17 protein-coding genes are annotated in these 16,462 nt (G+C 64.0%); 7 read left to right on the top strand and 10 right to left on the bottom strand.

Going from position 1 to position 16,462, the window contains the following annotated elements; all coding sequences use genetic code 11:
• Nucleotides 1–22: 22 nt before the first annotated feature.
• Together IAG25_RS04920 and IAG25_RS04925 are read left to right on the top strand one after the other, a co-directional pair.
• Complete coding sequence (locus IAG25_RS04920) at nucleotides 23–847, top strand: isocitrate lyase/PEP mutase family protein (RefSeq protein WP_187603840.1); 825 nt, start codon at nucleotides 23–25, stop codon at nucleotides 845–847.
• A gap of 26 nt (nucleotides 848–873) precedes the next feature.
• Entirely contained in the window at nucleotides 874–1,272 is a 399-nt protein-coding gene (locus IAG25_RS04925; RefSeq protein ID WP_187603841.1) for a RidA family protein, read from the top strand.
• 21 nt (nucleotides 1,273–1,293) lie between these two features.
• Here the strand turns inward: IAG25_RS04925 and IAG25_RS04930 are convergent, their stop codons facing one another.
• The 5 genes from IAG25_RS04930 to IAG25_RS04950 form a co-directional block, all read right to left on the bottom strand.
• Nucleotides 1,294–2,172: an isocitrate lyase/PEP mutase family protein gene (locus IAG25_RS04930; protein ID WP_187603842.1), complete on the bottom strand. Its 879-nt coding sequence runs from the start codon at nucleotides 2,170–2,172 to the stop codon at nucleotides 1,294–1,296.
• 20 nt (nucleotides 2,173–2,192) lie between these two features.
• Nucleotides 2,193–3,605 carry an MFS transporter gene (locus IAG25_RS04935; protein WP_187603843.1) on the bottom strand — a complete coding sequence of 471 codons (1,413 nt, stop codon included), beginning with the start codon at nucleotides 3,603–3,605 and terminating at the stop codon, nucleotides 2,193–2,195.
• A 76-nt stretch (nucleotides 3,606–3,681) separates the two neighbouring features.
• The gene (locus tag IAG25_RS04940) at nucleotides 3,682–4,386 is read right to left on the bottom strand and encodes a GntR family transcriptional regulator (protein ID WP_187603844.1); all 705 of its coding nucleotides are present in this window, start codon (nucleotides 4,384–4,386) and stop codon (nucleotides 3,682–3,684) included.
• A gap of 83 nt (nucleotides 4,387–4,469) precedes the next feature.
• Nucleotides 4,470–5,285, bottom strand: coding sequence for a cytochrome c (locus IAG25_RS04945; protein WP_187603845.1), 816 nt, complete (start codon nucleotides 5,283–5,285; stop codon nucleotides 4,470–4,472).
• 73 nt (nucleotides 5,286–5,358) lie between these two features.
• On the bottom strand, nucleotides 5,359–6,237 hold the full coding sequence (locus IAG25_RS04950) for an NmrA family NAD(P)-binding protein (RefSeq protein ID WP_187603846.1): 879 nt from the start codon (nucleotides 6,235–6,237) through the stop codon (nucleotides 5,359–5,361).
• Nucleotides 6,238–6,472: 235 nt separating this feature from the next.
• Here IAG25_RS04950 and IAG25_RS04955 point away from each other — a divergent pair, with 235 nt between their 5' ends.
• Nucleotides 6,473–7,069: a TetR/AcrR family transcriptional regulator gene (locus IAG25_RS04955; protein ID WP_187603847.1), complete on the top strand. Its 597-nt coding sequence runs from the start codon at nucleotides 6,473–6,475 to the stop codon at nucleotides 7,067–7,069.
• Nucleotides 7,070–7,334: 265 nt separating this feature from the next.
• Entirely contained in the window at nucleotides 7,335–8,171 is an 837-nt protein-coding gene (locus IAG25_RS04960) for an alpha/beta fold hydrolase (protein ID WP_187603848.1), read from the top strand.
• Nucleotides 8,172–8,210: 39 nt separating this feature from the next.
• On the opposite strand, the gene IAG25_RS04965 is transcribed toward IAG25_RS04960, so the two are convergent.
• The 3 genes from IAG25_RS04965 to IAG25_RS04975 are packed head-to-tail and all read right to left on the bottom strand — an operon-like array spanning nucleotide 8,211 to nucleotide 11,909.
• Entirely contained in the window at nucleotides 8,211–9,551 is a 1,341-nt protein-coding gene (locus tag IAG25_RS04965; protein ID WP_187603849.1) for a TldD/PmbA family protein, read from the bottom strand.
• Complete coding sequence (locus IAG25_RS04970; protein WP_187603850.1) at nucleotides 9,548–10,987, bottom strand: TldD/PmbA family protein; 1,440 nt, start codon at nucleotides 10,985–10,987, stop codon at nucleotides 9,548–9,550. Before IAG25_RS04970 ends, IAG25_RS04965 begins: the two co-directional genes overlap by 4 nt.
• 37 nt (nucleotides 10,988–11,024) lie before the next feature.
• Nucleotides 11,025–11,909, bottom strand: coding sequence for an SGNH/GDSL hydrolase family protein (locus tag IAG25_RS04975; protein WP_187603851.1), 885 nt, complete (start codon nucleotides 11,907–11,909; stop codon nucleotides 11,025–11,027).
• 149 nt (nucleotides 11,910–12,058) lie between these two features.
• Between IAG25_RS04975 and IAG25_RS04980 the strand changes: the two genes are divergently transcribed.
• Entirely contained in the window at nucleotides 12,059–12,376 is a 318-nt protein-coding gene (locus IAG25_RS04980; protein WP_187603852.1) for an HNH endonuclease, read from the top strand.
• A 9-nt stretch (nucleotides 12,377–12,385) separates the two neighbouring features.
• Here IAG25_RS04980 and IAG25_RS04985 read toward each other — a convergent pair whose 3' ends face one another.
• The gene (locus tag IAG25_RS04985) at nucleotides 12,386–12,664 is read right to left on the bottom strand and encodes a hypothetical protein (protein ID WP_187603853.1); all 279 of its coding nucleotides are present in this window, start codon (nucleotides 12,662–12,664) and stop codon (nucleotides 12,386–12,388) included.
• A gap of 413 nt (nucleotides 12,665–13,077) precedes the next feature.
• On the opposite strand from IAG25_RS04985, the gene IAG25_RS04990 reads away from it, so the two are divergent.
• Entirely contained in the window at nucleotides 13,078–14,136 is a 1,059-nt protein-coding gene (locus tag IAG25_RS04990) for an NAD(P)-dependent alcohol dehydrogenase (RefSeq protein ID WP_187603854.1), read from the top strand.
• Between the two features lie 9 nt (nucleotides 14,137–14,145).
• Here IAG25_RS04990 and IAG25_RS04995 read toward each other — a convergent pair whose 3' ends face one another.
• Nucleotides 14,146–15,042 carry a LysR family transcriptional regulator gene (locus IAG25_RS04995; RefSeq protein WP_187603855.1) on the bottom strand — a complete coding sequence of 299 codons (897 nt, stop codon included), beginning with the start codon at nucleotides 15,040–15,042 and terminating at the stop codon, nucleotides 14,146–14,148.
• 100 nt (nucleotides 15,043–15,142) lie between these two features.
• Here IAG25_RS04995 and IAG25_RS05000 point away from each other — a divergent pair, with 100 nt between their 5' ends.
• Entirely contained in the window at nucleotides 15,143–16,447 is a 1,305-nt protein-coding gene (locus IAG25_RS05000) for a CitMHS family transporter (protein ID WP_187603856.1), read from the top strand.
• Nucleotides 16,448–16,462 lie beyond the last annotated feature (15 nt).

Genomic DNA, 16,462 nt, shown 5'->3' on the forward strand with positions numbered 1-16,462 from the left:
GATTTTCCACAGGAGACACGCCATGCCCCGCACCGTCGCCGAGAAACGCGCAGCCTTTCGCGCACTGCACGAATCCGGATGCTTCATGTTGCCGAATCCCTGGGACATCGGTTCCGCGCGCTATCTGGAGACGCTCGGCTTCAAGGCGCTCGCGACGACGAGTTCGGGCTTCGCATGGTCGAAGGGCCGCCCGGACAACCACGTGACGCGCGACGCGGTGCTCGCTCATTTGCGCGAGATCGTCGAAGCGACGGATCTGCCCGTGAACGCGGACTTCGAAAGCGGGTTCGGCGCGACGCCGGACGATGTCGCGCACAGCGTGAAGCTCGCGGTGGAAACGGGCGTCGCGGGCTTGTCCATCGAAGATTCGACGGGCGATGCATCGTCGCCGCTGTTTCCGGTCGATGTCGCCGTGGCGCGCATGAAAGCAGCGCGGCGCGCGATCGACGAAACCGGCGGCGACACCTTGCTCGTCGGCCGCGCGGAGAATTTCTTCGCGGGCAGGCCAGATATCGACGATGCGATCGCGCGTCTCAAGGCGTATTCCGATGCCGGCGCGGATTGCCTCTACGCGCCCGGCATCAAGACGCGCGAGCAGATCGAGGCGGTCGTGAAGGCGGTCGGATCGAAACCTGTGAATCTGCTGATCGGCGGCGTGTCGGAATTCACCTTGAGCGATGTGGCGGCGCTCGGCGTGCGGCGCGTGAGCGTCGGCGGTGGGCTTGCGCGCGCCGCGTGGGGCGGATTCATGCGCGCGGCGCAAGGGCTCGCCGATGGCCGTTTCGATGGCTTCAAGGATGCGGCGGCGGGCAACGATCTGAATGGAATTTTCGAGGGTCGCGCGTAGTTCTTCACCGCAAAGGAGACGATGAAATGGCTCGCGAAATCATCCGCGTCGAACCGCTTTCGACCTGGCTCGAACGATTCAAGGCGCCGACGTCCGCCGTCACGCGCCACGGCGACACGGTCTACGTGTCGGGCTTTCCGCCGTTCGATCCGCAGACCGGCGAGGTCGTGGCCGATGCAACCATCGAACGGCAGACCGAACTCGTGTTGCAGCAGTTGAAGCTGTGTGTCGAAGCAGCGGGTTCGTCGCTCGATCAGGTGCTGAAGTGCAATGTCTACTGCACATCCGTCGATGCGTTTCCCGTCGTCAACGCGGTCTATGCGCGCTTCTTCGGACCGAACCCGCCGGCACGCATCTTCGTCAACGTGCCGGCGTGGCCGGGCGGATTCGACATCGAGATCGATTGCGTGGCGGCGATGGCCTGAGCGCCGGTATCGTCGCTATCGTCAGTCCGCGTGCGCCCGATCGAACGCCCAGACTTCCGGAAAGCCCATCAGCTCGCACATCTCGGAGAACGGATACATCGCGCCGACAGCGCCTTGCGTGCCTTTGCGCGCGAGGATTTCGCCGTAGACATCCTTGAGCGCCTTCGCCACGGTCAGAAACCCGGACGCCGGATAAATCGCGAGCGAGAATCCGAGCTTCTGCAATTCCTCGGGCGCGAGTTGCGGCGTGCGCCCGCCTTCGACGACATTCACGAGCAGCGGCATATCGAACGTGCGTCCGATCTTTTCCAGTTCTTCCACCGTCTCCGGCGATTCGATGAACAACACGTCCGCGCCCGCCTTCGCATACGCGTCGCCGCGACGCAGCGCTTCATCGAGCCCGAGCGACGTGCGCGCATCGGTTCGTGCGACGATCTGAAAGTTGCCATCGCTACGGCTTTCCGCCGCGACCCTGATCTTGCGGACCATGTCTTCCATCGCGATGACACGCCGTCCCGGCGTATGCCCGCACTTCTTCGGGAATTCCTGATCTTCGAGCTGGATGCCCGCAGCGCCCGCCTGCTCGTAGCCCCGCACCGTGTGCGCGACATTGAGCAGGCCGCCATAACCCGTGTCGCCGTCGCAGATCATCGGCGTTTTCGTGCCGCCGCAAAAAGCCGCGACGCGATTCACCATGTCGGTGTAAGTCGCGAGCCCCGCGTCGGGCAGGCCGAGGTAGGACGCGACCGTGCCGAAGCCCGTCATGTAGAGGCATTCGAAGCCCATCGAATCGGCCATTTTCGCGGAGATCATGTCGAAGATGCCGGGCGCGGTGACGATTTCCTTGCGCGCAAAACGCGCTTTCAATGCCTGACGCTTGCTTTCATGCGTGACGCTCATGACGGTTTCCTCAGAAAGTTTCAACGATGCGATTCGCGCGACAGCGCCGACGCCGCGAGCGTGCCGTCGGTGTCGGGCGAAGGCGCGATTTCTTCCAGCGAGCGGCGATTCGTCTCGATGCCGAACACCGCCAGCACGACGGCCATCACGACCAGCGCGCCGATGATCATCGACAGCACGTCCTTCACGCCGCCCGCCGTGTACATCACGACGACGAGTTGCGGCGCGAGGATGCCCGTGACGCGTCCCGCGCAACCCGCGACGCCGTTCGCGCGCATGCGGTTTTCAGTCGCGAAGAGTTCGGGAATGTACGTCGCGATGCCGAGCGCGACCATCAGATAGGTCAGCGTGAAAAGCAGGAAGCCGAGCAGCGTGGCCATCGCGACGCCGGTGGAGTGTCCGTAAAGCCAGCCGATGACCGCCGCGAGCACCGATACCGCGATCAGGCCGTTCTTGCGCCCGACGCGGTCGGCGATCAGCACGCCGACGAGCGCGCCCGCGGGCCCGCCGAGCGACATCAACGTGGTATAGCCGAGCGACGACGCCATGCCGATGCCCTGCTTCATCAGGAACGTCGGCACCCACACGATGAAGCCGTAGATCACCATGTTCACCGCGATCTGCACGACGATCGACACGAACGTGCGGCGAATCAGCGAAGGCGAGAACAGCTCGATCAGCGTGGTCTTCTTCGTCACGGTGCGCGGCGCGTCGTCGATGGGCGGCAGCGGCGCGCGGCGCGACGATTCTTCCTCGGCGGCGCGCAGGATCGCTTCGGCTTCTTCGTAGCGGCCTTTCGATTCGAGCCAGCGCGGCGATTCGGGCATCTTCTTGCGGATGACCCACACGATCATCGCGCCGATGCCGACGATCGCGAACATCGCGCGCCAGCCGATCGTCGGAATGATCAGATAGCCGAGAAACGTCGAGAAAAAGAGCGCCGAATTCGTGATGAGCGACAGATACGCCGACCACTTTCCGCGCACGGCGGGCGGCATGAACTCGCCAACCGAGCCGTAACCGACGACGATCTCCGCGCCCAATCCGAGCCCCATGAAGAAGCGGCACACGATGAGCCACATCATGTTCGGCGCGAACGCCCCGGCGATCGACGCGAGGCCGAACACCGCGAGATTGAACTGATACGTGAACTTGCGGCCTTTCGCGTCGCCGAGCACGCCCGCCGTGAACGCGCCGATCAGCATGCCGACGAATGTCGACGAGAGGAACGCGGCGTTGAGCTGCATCGTCGACCAGCCGGTCTTGGCCAATGCGCCGAGCACGCCGCCCGCGAGATAGATGTCGAACGAATCGAGGAACATGCCCGCGCCGATCAGCCACAGCACGCGTTTGTGAAAGCCGGAGATCGGTAATCGGTCCAGACGCGGACCGGCGCTCACGGTGCTTATGGTCGTGCCATCGGTGCTCAGCATGTCGTGTCTCCCATGTCGCTCGCGCGACTATTCAACGACGGTTCGTAATGCTGTTTCGAGCCGGAGCGCTTTGGGCTCAGGACGCGGAGTGTTCCCGGTCGTGACGGTCGAGCACCGCCTTTTCGGCGGCGAGAATATGGCAGCGCGTGATGGCTTCCGCCCACGCGGCGTTGCGCTGTTCGAGCGCCAGAACGATTTCGACGTGCTGGCGCGCGCTGCGCTCGCGGTCTTCGTCGCTATAGGTGTCGAAGGTCCACTTGATGAGCGGCGTTTCCTTCATCGACTTGAGCGAGCGATCGAGGCGCGCGTTGTTCGCGGCGGCCGTGATGATCGCGTGAAATTCGCCGTTCGCGGTGAACCACGCTTCGCAGGATTCGGATGTCGATGGACGTCGCGTGATGTCGAGCATCGCATCGGCGAGCGCTTTCAGGCGCGCGATGTCCGATGCGCCGATCGCGAGCGCCGCGCGCCCGGCGAGATACGGCTCGATCAGAAGACGCGCCTCGAAAATCTCGCGCGCGTCCTGCACCGTCCACGCTTTCACGCGCACGCCGAAGTTCGCGCGCGTTTCGACCCAGCCTTCGGCATCGAGCCGGCGCAATGCTTCGCGCACCGGCGTGCGGCTCACGCCGAGGCTTTTGGCGAGCTGTTCCTCGCGCAGATACTGACCCGCGCCGTACTGGCCGTCCGCGAGCGCCTCTTTGATGGCGACGTACACGTCATCGGCCGAACGCGACGGTTCAGGCGGGATTGTATGCAAAGCGGGTTGAGTCTGCGCCACTTCGGCCTCGTTTCCAGCAATCGACGAGACTATTGTATGCAATGTTGGCGCGTTGAAACGTGGGGATTTCCCGCAGTGTCCGCTTACTTCCTGCGCTTCGCCATGTATCCGAGGTAGGCGATGACCGCATCGAGATCGCTGTCGCTGATCGCGTTCTTGTCGAAGGCGGGCATTTTCATGTCGGACCAGGCGCGGATCGACTTCGGGTCGCGGATGAACGATTTGAGCGCCCACGGCTGGAAGTATTCGGTCGGATTGCGCGGGAGATTCAGGTCCGGGCCCATCGATGCATCGCCCGCGCCGTTCAGCTTGTGGCACACCATGCATTGCGTCGCGAAGACGGTCTGACCGCGGCGAATCGGCGAATTCGGCGGCACGCTCTTGTCGACGGCGATTTGCGGGAAGCGCGCGGCGAGCGTCGGCGCGATGCGGATCGCGTCGACCTTGAAGGGCCATTGCTCGCTCGACACGCCCGACGCGGCCGGATCGATCCACACGACATAGAAAGGACCGATATCGCCGCCGTCCGGCATTCGCGGCCAGGGTTCGTCCGGCGACTCGATCGCGAGCCACGGCTCGGCGCGCTTCTTCGCATCGCCGAAGAGCAGCTTCGCGGAAAAGTGCGTGACGAAGCCGTCGCTCGCGGTGACCTGAAGCTCCTTGCCGGCGGGCAATTCCGTGATGCCGAGCAGCGCGCGCAACGGGACCGCGCGATACGTCATCGTGCGGTGAAACGTGACATCGTTGGGCACGCGGATGGTCGCGACGTCGGGACGCGCGAGCAACTGCTCGGTCGTGAGCGAGCGCTCGCCGCCCACGTTGATCGCGAGCGTCGCGGCCATCGACGAAGTGCAGGCGAGTAGCAGACTCACGAGCGCGAATGCGTGTCTGAAGCTCATTCGATCTCTCTTCGAGTGCTCGCGTTGATCGAGCAATTCGCCCTCATACTACCCGCGACGAACCCGGACTGCTTCAGCCGAAGACCGCGCGATTCGCGGTCACGAATGCTTCGACGGTCTGCGGCGCGGTTCCCGTCACGCGCTCGATGATGCCGTCAGTGCCCTCGAAGACGCCGTTCTGATAATCGACGGCCACCTCGACGAAATGCTGGATGGTGAAATCCGGCAGGTCGTAGTGACGCAGATGTTCGCGATAGCCGTCGAGCGTCGCCGGACGGTAGACGATTTTCCTGCCCAGCACGTCGCTCATCACGGCGGCGATCTCCGCCTGATTCATTTGAACCGGGCCGCACAGTTCGTATGCCTTGCCGACGTGGTCATCGGGATTGGCAAGCACGGCAGCGATAAAGCGCGCCTGATCGTCCGCCGCGATAGGCGCATGCCGGCCATCGCCGAAGGGCAGCGCGATCTCGCCGTCGCTAACGATCGTGTCCCGAACCCACGGAAAGACCAGCCACTCGGAGAAGAACGTCGGCCTGATGTGCACGGTCGGCACGCCCGCCCAGTCGAGCACGCGCTCGGCAATCCAGTGGTCCCGCGCCGCGTGGCTTTTCGCGTTCTCGCGCGCCGAAATCTGCGACATGTTCACCACCGCTTTCAGTCCCGCGCGGCGCGCCGCATCCGCGAAATAGGCGGTCGCCTGGATGAAACCGGGACGAACGGGATAACACAGATACGCCGCGTCCATTCCGTCGGTCGCGCGGATCGCGTCATCGTGCGAGAGAAGGTCGCCGGTCATGATTTCAGCGCCGGCTTGCCGAAGCGCCTCGCTGCGATCGTCCTCCTTGCGAACCAGCGCGCGCACCGCGTGACCGCTGTCGAGAAGGTTCCGCACCGTGTGAACGCCTGTCTTGCCGGCAGCGGCCGTGACCAGAATCCTGTGTTGTTTCATGATGAATCTCCGTTTGAATGTTCGATGGGAATTCGCTAAAAGTGCATATGCACTATTTTGAGCGCAGCGATTTGCTGCCACCACGCTTTCGATCGATACTGCACTGATCTGGATGTTAGTCATAATCCAGAAGCGAAGCAACTTTTCGTGACTCAACTCAGAATTGCCAGACGAGCACCAATGGAACACAGGTAGCGGGATTACACTTGCCCGCCAATGCAGTGTGGAGATGCAAATGGGTCATTCGCAGGCACAGAAGGTCGAGACACGTCAGCGCATCGTTGAAGTGGCGGCAAGGCGATTGCGTGAGCGCGGCGTCGATGGCGCGAGCATCGCCGACCTCATGAAGGAGGCCGGACTCACCGTAGGCGGTTTCTACAAGCACTTCGCTTCCCGCGATGAACTCGTGCGAGAAGCGTTCGAGTACGCGCTGCGAGATATCGAGTCGTGGCAGGCATCCATCCCGACCGATCCGCAACGGGCAATGCGCGCGTATCTGTCCGGGTCGCACAGGGACAACATCGAACGCGCCTGTCCGGTTTCGGCGCTGGTCAATGACATGAGCCGCTGCGCGGGGGCGACGCGCGAGGTGTACTCGCTTCGGGTCGAGAAAATCGTGGGGTTGATCGCTCAGGCATCGCCCGCGCTGCTCGACGCAACGAAGCGCGCGGAGGCGTTCCACATACTGAGCGCGTGCGTGGGTGCGGTGACGCTGTCGCGGGCCGTATCGGACCCGGAGTTGTCCAATCAGATTCTCGATGGCGCGCTGAGCGGCGTGCTCGCGATGCTGTCTTCCGAGCGCGACGCCAGCGCGGCCCAACAGCGTGCGTGACCGCATGACCCGCGTTCACCGATTTGGTGCCGCGCACCCAGCCTCAAACACTTGCAACCCCACTTACTTGCGGGCAATCGTCCAATGATGCCGGTAAGCGTGTACTGTTCTACTCGGACGACGATGCGAACTCGAAAGTTCGAGCCGTCGCATCGATAGACTGTCCGTCACCGTTGTCTCGCCTGCAAGAACGTCGAAGCCGGCGCCGGGTTACCAACCCGGCCCGGCATCCTGCTCCACACCTTCTCACGAGTGAGGATTAATCATGCCGTTCGTCACGACCAAAGATAACGTCGAAATTTTCTATAAAGACTGGGGACCGAAAGACGCGCAACCCATCGTCTTTCATCATGGCTGGCCGCTTTCCTCCGACGACTGGGACGCGCAGTTGCTCTTCTTCGTGCAGAAGGGCTATCGCGTGGTCGCGCACGACCGGCGCGGGCACGGCCGCTCGTCGCAGGTCTCCGAGGGTCACGACATGGACCACTACGCCGCCGACGCCTTCGCGGTCGTCGAAGCGCTGGACCTGAAGAATGCCGTGCATATCGGACACTCGACGGGCGGCGGCGAAGTCGCCCGATATGTCGCGAAGCACGGCGAACCGGCGGGACGCGTCGCGAAGGCCGTGCTCGTCAGCGCGGTGCCGCCGCTGATGCTGAAGACCGAAGCCAATCCGGAAGGCCTGCCCGTCGAAGTCTTCGATGGCTTTCGCAAGGCGCTCGCCGACAACCGCGCGCAGTTCTTCGTCGATGTTCCCGCTGGTCCTTTCTACGGATTCAATCGACCGGGCGCGACGGTTCATCAGGGCGTCATCCAGAACTGGTGGCGTCAGGGCATGATGGGCAGCGCGAAGGCACATTACGAGGGCATCAAGGCGTTCTCGGAGACGGACCAGACGGAAGACCTGAAGTCGATTTCCGTGCCGACGCTCGTCCTGCACGGTGACGACGACCAGATCGTGCCCATCGGCGACGCTGCGCTGAAGTCCATCAAGCTGCTGAAGAACGGTACGCTGAAGACGTATCCGGGCTACCCGCACGGCATGCTCACGGTCAACGCGGACGTTCTCAACGCCGACCTGCTCGCATTCGTGCAGGGCTGATCGGGAGATAGCGAGCCGGTATCGACGCCGGCTCGCACCTCAAAGCGTCAGCCTGAAGCTGCGCGCGAGCAGTCCCGGCAGCCGCAAGCCGCCGGTCGAGCGCTCGCTCCATGTCGAGTCGTTCAGGAGCAGTTCCGGCGTCGCGCCGAGCCGTTCCAGCTCGCTGCCGAGCAAGCGATAAAGACTGTCGTCGAAGCGCATCGCGTCGATGGGCGCGACGATCTCGCCGTCTTCCACCCAGAACGTGGCGAAGCGCGTCATGCCGGTCAGCCGGCAATCCATCCGGTCGGAAAAATTCACGTACCACAGGTTGCCGATATACAAGCCCGTGCCGATCGCGGCGAGCACGTCGGTGTCGGCGAGATCGCCTGCCTGCATCGAGAGCGAAACCGGCATCTCGTTCGCGAGCGCTCCGTTGGGACGCAACCCATATTCGCGGGCCGTCCGCGCGCTCGTGAGTTGCTGCGCGCCGCGTCCCGCTTCGATGAGCGGCACCGTCTCGCGCCGATAGCCGTCCTCGTTGAAGCGCGGCGCGATGCCGAGATCGAGATCCTCGATCAGCGTGACGCGCTCGTCCAGCGAGACGTCGCCGCGATTGAGCCGATAGAGTTCGCTGCGCGCCGTCGCCTGCTGCCGGGCCGAGAACGCCGTGAAAGACGCTGTGCCGATCAGTTCGGCGAGCGCACTCGGCGCCAGCCACGCGCGATACGAACCCGGCTCCAGCGTGCGCGGAGCGCGGGCGAGCACCGGCATGCGTGCCGCGGCCTCCTCGATCTTGCTCGCGAACGTCTCGTCGCTCCATTGTTCGCTCGCGTACGTCGTCTTGATCGCGCGCCCGCTCGCATCGTAGAGAGACCAACTGAAATTGAAGTTCTCGACTTCGTGCCAGCCGCGACTTCCGCCCGACGACGCGAAGCCGCGCACCAACGCGCCGCCCGCATAGAAGCCGACGAAATCAAGCCCGGCTGCGCATCGTTCGACCACGCTCAGGAGCGTTGCGATCTCCGGCAGCGTGCCGCGCCGTTGCGTGGTCTGCGTCCACGTCGAAGTGTCTACGAGCAGATGAGGATCGGGGCTCGCATCCCGAAGCGCCTCGCGCAATCCGTCGAGCGCGCTGGCGACCGCATCGCGATCCACGTTCGAATCGCCGCATATCGTGAGCGTCGAATAGGCCTGACGCTCGTCCTCGATCAGCCGCACAGTCAGCGTGCCCTGCGCGACGTGGCCGATCTGGCGCACCTTGCCCGCATTGAAGCGCGCGAAGGCCGATTCCTCGGCGGCGAGCGTCGCCAATGACATTTCGCCCGGCGCGAGCCGCTCTTCGATGACGTCGGCGAGCATCAGGAAATGGCGTTGCCAGTCAATCGTCGTGGTGTTCATCGCGTGCCTCCGAACACATCGACGTCGCGGAACACGCATGCAGGCGACGCGTGGCCCACGCGCGCGATCTGCATCGGCTCGCCCTTGCCGCACAGCGCCGTGCCGTAAACGCCGCGCGTCGCCTCGTTGCCGACGGCGGCAAGACTCCGCCAGAAACTCGCCGATATACCCCGATACCCCGGCTGCCGCACGACTTGCGTGAGCTCGCCGTCCTCGATCAGTTGCCCGAACTCGCAGCCGAACTGGAACTTGTTTCGATGATCGTCGATGGACCACGACGTATTGGTGCGCATGAGAATGCCGCGCCCGATGCCGGCGATCATCTCGTCGAGCGAACTCGTTCCTGGCTCGATGTTGAGATTCGCCATGCGGTCGATAGGCGGACGGTTCCAGCTCGATGCCCGCGAATTGGCGACGCCCGCGATGCCCGCGCGCTGTTGCGAGAGCGCGCCGCCGAGCGCGCGTTCGAGCACGCCGTTGCGGATCAGATAGTGCTTGTCGGCGGCGGCGCCGTCGTCGTCGAACGCGTAGGCCGCGGCCTCGCCGGGCAGAGCCGGATCGAACGTGACATTCAGCAGCGGCGAGCCGTATCGATAGCTGCCGAAGAACGCCGGTTTCACGAAGCTCGATCCGGCGAAGTTGCGCTCGTCGCCGAGAATGCGGTCGAGTTCGAGCGGATGCCCGATCGACTCGTGAATCTGCAGCGCCATCTGGTCGGGCATCAGAAGCAGGTCGCGCACGCCGCTCGGACAGTTCGGCGCGGCGAGCAGCGCAAGCGCCTCGCGCGCGAGCCGCACGCCCGCGCCATCGAACCCGAAGTGATCCAGTATCTCGACGCCGCCTTGCGCGATGGTTCCGTAATCGCCGCCGAGCGTGCGGACCTGCGTATCGCCGTCGGCATGCGCGGCGACCGAGAACTGTGGCATCACGAATCTGAAGCGCTGCTCGATGCGCACGCCGTCGCTCGTGATGAAAATCTGCTCGCTCTCGACGACCTGCACCGACGCGATCCGCTCGACGATGCGTGCGTCGATGCGCGCCGCCGCGCACTCGTGCGCGAGCCTTGCGAGCCATTCGCGCGGCGTCGGAAGCGCGGTCGCCATGTGCGGCGATTCATACGCGCCGCTTCGCGACGGACGCGCGACGCGCCGATGATCGACGAGCGAAAGCCGCGCGCTCGCCTCGGCGCGGCGTGTCGCGATGTCGAGGGCCGCCTGCAAGCCCGTCGCGGACAAGTCCGGCGTCGCGGCATACCCCGCGCCCGCGCCGCGCCATGCGGTGAGCATCGCGCCACGGTCGCGCACGCGGCGCAAAGGCTGGGCCACGTCGTTGCGCACCTGATGATCGTCCGTGCGTTCATCGACGAAGCGCACGGCGTAGAAGTCCGCTTCGCTTGCGAGCGCGCGGACGCGCTCGTCGAGCCGTTCATCGGTCATGTCGGTTTCCGTGTGTGGCCGCAGTCGAGCGCGGCTCTCATATGCGATTCGCAAAGCGCGCGGCGAGCGCGGCTCTGAAACGGGCGGCGATCTTGCCGAAACCCGCGCCGGTGGGATGCAGTTCGTTGGCCCAGTCATCGGGCGCGAGCGTGCCTTGCGTCTCGACCAGCACCATGTCGTTGGCGGGATCGCTGGCGAGCCGCTGCAGCATCGCGCGAAACTGGACGAGGATCGTCCTCACGATCAGCGTGCCGGGCGCGAGGTCCGGCCAGCCGCGATCCACGAGCGATGGACGAAGCCACGGTCCGGCGAGATGGCAGGCCGAGATGCCGTTGGGAATCGCGAAGTCGTAGGCGTGCACGAAGATGGGCGCGTGCGGCGCGAACTGATTGCGGATGCGGATCAGATCGAGATAGGCGCTCTCGACGACGCCGAAGATATCCGCGAGCCGCCGGTTATCGACGCCCCGCGCGGGATCGTTGCCGACCGCGCTCGCATCGTGGAGCCAGAAGCGGAACTGGTCGCCGACGACATCGTTGCCGCCACCCGAGAAAAGCAGGGCATCGATATGTCCGTTGGCCTTGTCCTGCAATTGGGCGATGAGGCGGTTGCGCTTGTTCACGCCCAGAAGTGTGGTGGTCGCGTCGCTGTAGTGCGCGAGCTTGAGGATCATTGGCGCGGGATTGCCGGTGTCCTTGAGCGCTTGCAGCACGTCCGTGGCGTGAAGCGGGTCCGGCAGCGGATAGTCGAACCAGGAATCGCCGTCGCCGATGAGATTGAGCGGCGCGGGCGCGCCCGCCTGACGCGCTTGCAGCGCTTTCGCCTGCCGCACTTCGTGCTGATGTGCCTTGACGCGCGAATCCAGATCCTGCTGGATCTGCTTCTGCCAGTTCTCGTAGAGGTTGCTCGCCGGACCAGTCATGGCGTGTCTCCGATGCGCGCGTTCACGCAGACATTCTATCGTCGCGGCGTGCTTTCGATGAAGACGTTGAGGATTGTTGAGCAGACAAGCGGTCCGATGCGCCGTCGAAAGACGAGTTGTACACTCGAAAAGAACGAACGAGGACCGCGATGGCGAAGCGCACACCGGAGCCGTGGTATCACCCGCCGCAGGAGGAAACCTGCGCGCTGTGCGGGCGCGCGGTGCCGCCATCGGAACGCGATCTGCATCATCTCGTGCCCAAGTCGCAAGGCGGCAAGCAGACGGCGGTGCTGCATCGCATCTGTCATCGGCAATTGCATGCGCTCTTCACCGAAAAGGAACTGGCGCAGCGCTATTCGACCGTCGATGCACTGCTCGCGCACGAAGCGGTGCATAGCTTCGTCGAATGGGTGAAGACCAAGCCGGACAGTTTCTATCAGCGCACGCGGCGCGCGCGTGCGCGCTGACAGCGCACATCACTGCACGCAGGAAAGCTCGCTCCGGTAGGCCGTCATGCCGAAGCGCTGAAGGATGAAACTCTCGACGACCAGCCGGATATCTGCTTCGCGCGGCCGCGTACCCCAGCGGCTGTTTCCCGCCACCGAAGCCACCGTGAACCATGACTGCGGCGGAAACAATTCGACGCGCAACATGCCGCGTTCGAAGATCCTGAGACGTCCCGTATCGATATGAAACTCGGCGCTGACCGCGCCGCCCGGCATGCCGATGCTTGCCGTAATTGCCTTCACCTTCATGGTCTCGCTCTCTCAAAGTTCCGGCGCCGCGCGCACGTTTTTATCGTCTCGATGCGCGGGATAACCTTATGACGCTCATCTCCGATCGGCTAGCCCCATTAAGCAGGGAGTCGAAAGAAGGGCGCACGATTGTCAAATTCTCCAGCAACGCAATTGCGCAGTCCTTTCGAAAGGCATAATCGCGCGGCCATTTCGGCAGAGATCTTCTTATAGGCATACAGTATCGGCGTTGCGTTTCGCCGCCGAAATATCGGCGCAATCGGCAAGTCGCCCGCAACGCGTGCGGTGCATGACGGCGACTGTTCGCTGCCGCACAAAACGATCTCCTGACACGTCTCATCAGCCGGCCTTTTTGCATCGCGCCGGGGCCGGCTCGTTCACGAAAGATTCAAACCAAAGAGGGAAGCACAATCATGCTGAAAGCGTATTCCTATGCAGCCGGCGCAGCCGACAAGCCACTCGGCCCGCTCGAAATTCAACGTCGCGATGTCGGTCCGAACGACGTGCGCATCGACATTCTGTTCTGCGGCGTGTGTCACTCCGATCTGCATATGGCGAGAAACGAATGGGGCGGCTCGAACTATCCGGTCGTGCCCGGACATGAAATCGTCGGACGCGTCGCGCAAGTCGGCTCGGACGTATCGAAGTTCAAGGTCGGCGATCTCGCGGGCGTCGGCTGCATGGTGGATTCATGCCGCGTGTGCGCGTCCTGCCAGGAAGGACTGGAGCAGTTCTGCGACGGCCCCGATAGCTTCACGCAAACCTATAACTCGCCGGACAAGAAGTCGGGCGGCTTCACGGCGGGCGGCTATTCGACGAGCATCGTCGTCGACGAGGCGTTCACGCTGAGCATCCCCGAAAACCTCGAACTCGCGGCGGTCGCACCGTTGCTGTGCGCGGGCATCACGACCTATTCGCCGCTGCGCCACTGGAACGTTCAGAAGGGGCAGAAAGTCGGTATCGTCGGTCTCGGCGGCCTCGGTCACATGGGCGTGAAGATCGCCGCCGCGATGGGCGCGCATGTCGTGCTCTTCACGACATCGCCGGGCAAGATCGAGGACGCGAAGCGTCTGGGCGCGCATGAAGTCGTGATCTCGAAAGACGCGGACCAGATGGCGGCGCACGCGAACAGCTTCGACTTCATCCTGAACACGGTGGCCGCGTCGCACGATCTCGATCAGTTCATGGCGCTGCTCAAGCGCGATGGCACGATGACGCTCGTCGGCGCGCCGGAACATCCGCATCCGTCGCCTTCGGTGATGAACATGATCTTCAAGCGCCGCTCGCTCGCGGGCTCGCTCATCGGCGGCATCGCGGAGACGCAGGAGATGCTCGATTTCTGCGGCAAGCACGGCATCACGTCGGACATCGAGATGATTCGCATGGACGAGATCAACAAGGCGTACGAGCGCATGTTGAAGAGCGATGTGAAGTACCGCTTCGTGATCGATATGGCGACGATGGAAAAGTAAGCGCGCGGTTCAGCGGGGCGCGTTCATCGTCGCGCGCATGCGTTCGACGAAGCGCTCCGTAACGGCGGGCAAGGTCCTGCCGCGCTTCTTCACGATGGCGATCGGCCGCACGAACGCAGGATGGTCGATCGCCTTCACCACGAGCCCCGGCTCGGCGCGCACCTCGCGCGCGGTTTCCGGCAGGATCGTCACGCCCAGACCGCCGCGCACCATCGCGACGGCGGTCATCATGTAGGTCGGCTCGCACGCGATATCGAGCGCTTCGCGCGTTTCGCTGAGCGCCGCATCGACCACCGCGCGCACGCTCGTGCCCGGCGCGGTGAGCACGAGCGCAGAGCGGGTGAGATCGGCGAGGCCGATGCGCCGCTTCTTCGCGAGCGCATGCGCCTTCGGACACACCACGACGAGCCGGTCCACGCCCGCGTGCAGCACTTCGAGCATCGGGTCGAGCACATCGCCGCCGGTCAGCCCGATATCCGCCTCTTCGTTGCGCACGAGCGCATTCACGGTGCTCGCCACCACATCGCGAATCTGAAACACGACGCGCGGCACTTCGCGCTTCATGCCGATGATCAGTTCGGGCAACACGCTCGCCGCGAAGGTAGGCAGGCACGCGATGCGGATGGTGCCGCTTTCCCCCTCGCCCATCGCGCGCGCATCGCGCAGCACGTTCTCCATGTCGCGCAACGACTTGCGCAGGAGCGGCAGCAACTCGCGCCCGGTCGGCGTCAGCGCGACATTGCGGCTATTGCGATCGAAGAGCCGCGCGCCGACCGCATCTTCCAGCCGGCGTATCTGCACGGTGAGCGCGGGCTGCGACAGATGCAGCCGTTCCGCCGCGCGCGTGAAGCTGCCCGCCTCGGCCACCGCGACGAGCGCGCGGATATCGCGAAGATTCAGATCCATTATGGTTTGTGATAGCTGCGATCAAATCATTTCAATTGTGTTATCGCCGCTTCGAACTTACTCTCGACTCCATCAAAAGACAATATTCGGAGACAAGTTCATGCTGCCGTTGCTCGGCCTCGCCACCATCGTCGTCCTGCTCGGGGCGATTCTCTCGAAGCGCATGTCGCCGCTCGTCGCGCTCATCATCGTGCCGATCGCGGCGTCGCTGATCGGCGGCTTCGGCCTCTCGACGAGCAAGTTCGTCATCGACGGACTGAAGAGCCTCGCGCCGGTCGTCGGCATGTTCGTGTTCGCGATTCTCTACTTCGGCACGATCACGGATGCGGGCACGCTCGATCCGATCATCGACCGCATCCTGCGCGCGGTCGGCACGAAACCGACGCGCATCGTGATGGGCACGACGCTGCTCGCGCTCCTGATCCATCTCGACGGCTCCGGCGCCGTGTGCTTTCTCGTCACCATTCCCGCGATGCTGCCGCTCTACGAGCGCCTGAACATGGACAAGCGCGTGCTGGCGGCGGCTGTGTCGATGGCGGCGGGCATCAACTTCCTGCCGTGGACCGGGCCGATGATCCGTGCGTCCGCCTCGCTGCATCTGCCGATTTCCGCGCTGTTCAATCCGCTGATTCCGGTGCAGATCATCGGCCTCGTGTTCGTGTTCGGCATGGCGTGGTGGCTCGGACGCCGCGAGGAAAAGCGCCTCGGTTATTCGAGCGCCAGCGGTTCGATCCCGCTGCCCAAGCGCGAACTCACGCCCGAGGAACAGGCGCTGCGCCGCCCGAAGAATTTCTGGTTCAACATCGTGCTGACGATCGTCGTGCTCGGCACGATGGTCGTGATGGGCGAGAAGATTCCGCCCGCGATCATGTTCATGGTCGGCCTGTGCATCGCGCTGATGGTGAATTACCCGAACGTCGACATGCAAAGAAAGCGCGTCGATGCCCACGCGCGCGCCGCGCTGATGATGGCGGGCATTCTGCTCGCGGCGGGCGTGTTCACCGGCATCATGCAGGGCAGCGGCATGCTGAAGGCGATGGCGCAGGCGGCTGTCGGCTTCGTGCCGCCCGCGATGGCCGGACACATTCCGGTCGTGCTCGGCCTCTTGTCGATGCCGCTCTCGATGCTCTTCGATCCCGATTCGTTCTATTTCGGCGTGCTGCCGGTGATCGCAGAAGTGGCGTCGCAACTCGGCGTGCCCGCCGTGCATGTCGGCCAGGCCGCGCTGCTCGGGCAGATGACGACCGGCTTCCCCGTGAGTCCGCTCACGCCCGCGACGTTTCTGGTCGTCGGCTTGTGCGGCATCGATCTCGCGGATCATCAGAAGTTCACGTTCCCGCTGCTGTTCGGCGCGTCGATCGTCATGACGATCGCGTGCGTCGTGCTGGGCGTGTTTCCGCTTTAATCCATACCGGACGAC

The organism is Caballeronia sp. EK, assembly GCF_014384845.1.
In the GTDB taxonomy this organism is placed as follows: Bacteria; Pseudomonadota; Gammaproteobacteria; order Burkholderiales; family Burkholderiaceae; genus Caballeronia; species Caballeronia jiangsuensis.

Coding starts and splice junctions, on each gene's coding strand:
- IAG25_RS04990 (WP_187603854.1), top strand. CDS start 13,078: ATGCTGAAAGCGTATTCCTATGCAGCCGGCGCAGCCGACAAGCCACTC.
- IAG25_RS04955 (WP_187603847.1), top strand. CDS start 6,473: ATGGGTCATTCGCAGGCACAGAAGGTCGAGACACGTCAGCGCATCGTT.
- IAG25_RS04985 (WP_187603853.1), bottom strand. CDS start 12,664: ATGAAGGTGAAGGCAATTACGGCAAGCATCGGCATGCCGGGCGGCGCG.
- IAG25_RS04930 (WP_187603842.1), bottom strand. CDS start 2,172: ATGAGCGTCACGCATGAAAGCAAGCGTCAGGCATTGAAAGCGCGTTTT.
- IAG25_RS04975 (WP_187603851.1), bottom strand. CDS start 11,909: ATGACTGGTCCGGCGAGCAACCTCTACGAGAACTGGCAGAAGCAGATC.
- IAG25_RS04995 (WP_187603855.1), bottom strand. CDS start 15,042: ATGGATCTGAATCTTCGCGATATCCGCGCGCTCGTCGCGGTGGCCGAG.
- IAG25_RS04965 (WP_187603849.1), bottom strand. CDS start 9,551: ATGAACACCACGACGATTGACTGGCAACGCCATTTCCTGATGCTCGCC.
- IAG25_RS04950 (WP_187603846.1), bottom strand. CDS start 6,237: ATGAAACAACACAGGATTCTGGTCACGGCCGCTGCCGGCAAGACAGGC.
- IAG25_RS04960 (WP_187603848.1), top strand. CDS start 7,335: ATGCCGTTCGTCACGACCAAAGATAACGTCGAAATTTTCTATAAAGAC.
- IAG25_RS04945 (WP_187603845.1), bottom strand. CDS start 5,285: ATGAGCTTCAGACACGCATTCGCGCTCGTGAGTCTGCTACTCGCCTGC.
- IAG25_RS04980 (WP_187603852.1), top strand. CDS start 12,059: ATGGCGAAGCGCACACCGGAGCCGTGGTATCACCCGCCGCAGGAGGAA.
- IAG25_RS04925 (WP_187603841.1), top strand. CDS start 874: ATGGCTCGCGAAATCATCCGCGTCGAACCGCTTTCGACCTGGCTCGAA.
- IAG25_RS05000 (WP_187603856.1), top strand. CDS start 15,143: ATGCTGCCGTTGCTCGGCCTCGCCACCATCGTCGTCCTGCTCGGGGCG.
- IAG25_RS04935 (WP_187603843.1), bottom strand. CDS start 3,605: ATGCTGAGCACCGATGGCACGACCATAAGCACCGTGAGCGCCGGTCCG.
- IAG25_RS04970 (WP_187603850.1), bottom strand. CDS start 10,987: ATGACCGATGAACGGCTCGACGAGCGCGTCCGCGCGCTCGCAAGCGAA.
- IAG25_RS04920 (WP_187603840.1), top strand. CDS start 23: ATGCCCCGCACCGTCGCCGAGAAACGCGCAGCCTTTCGCGCACTGCAC.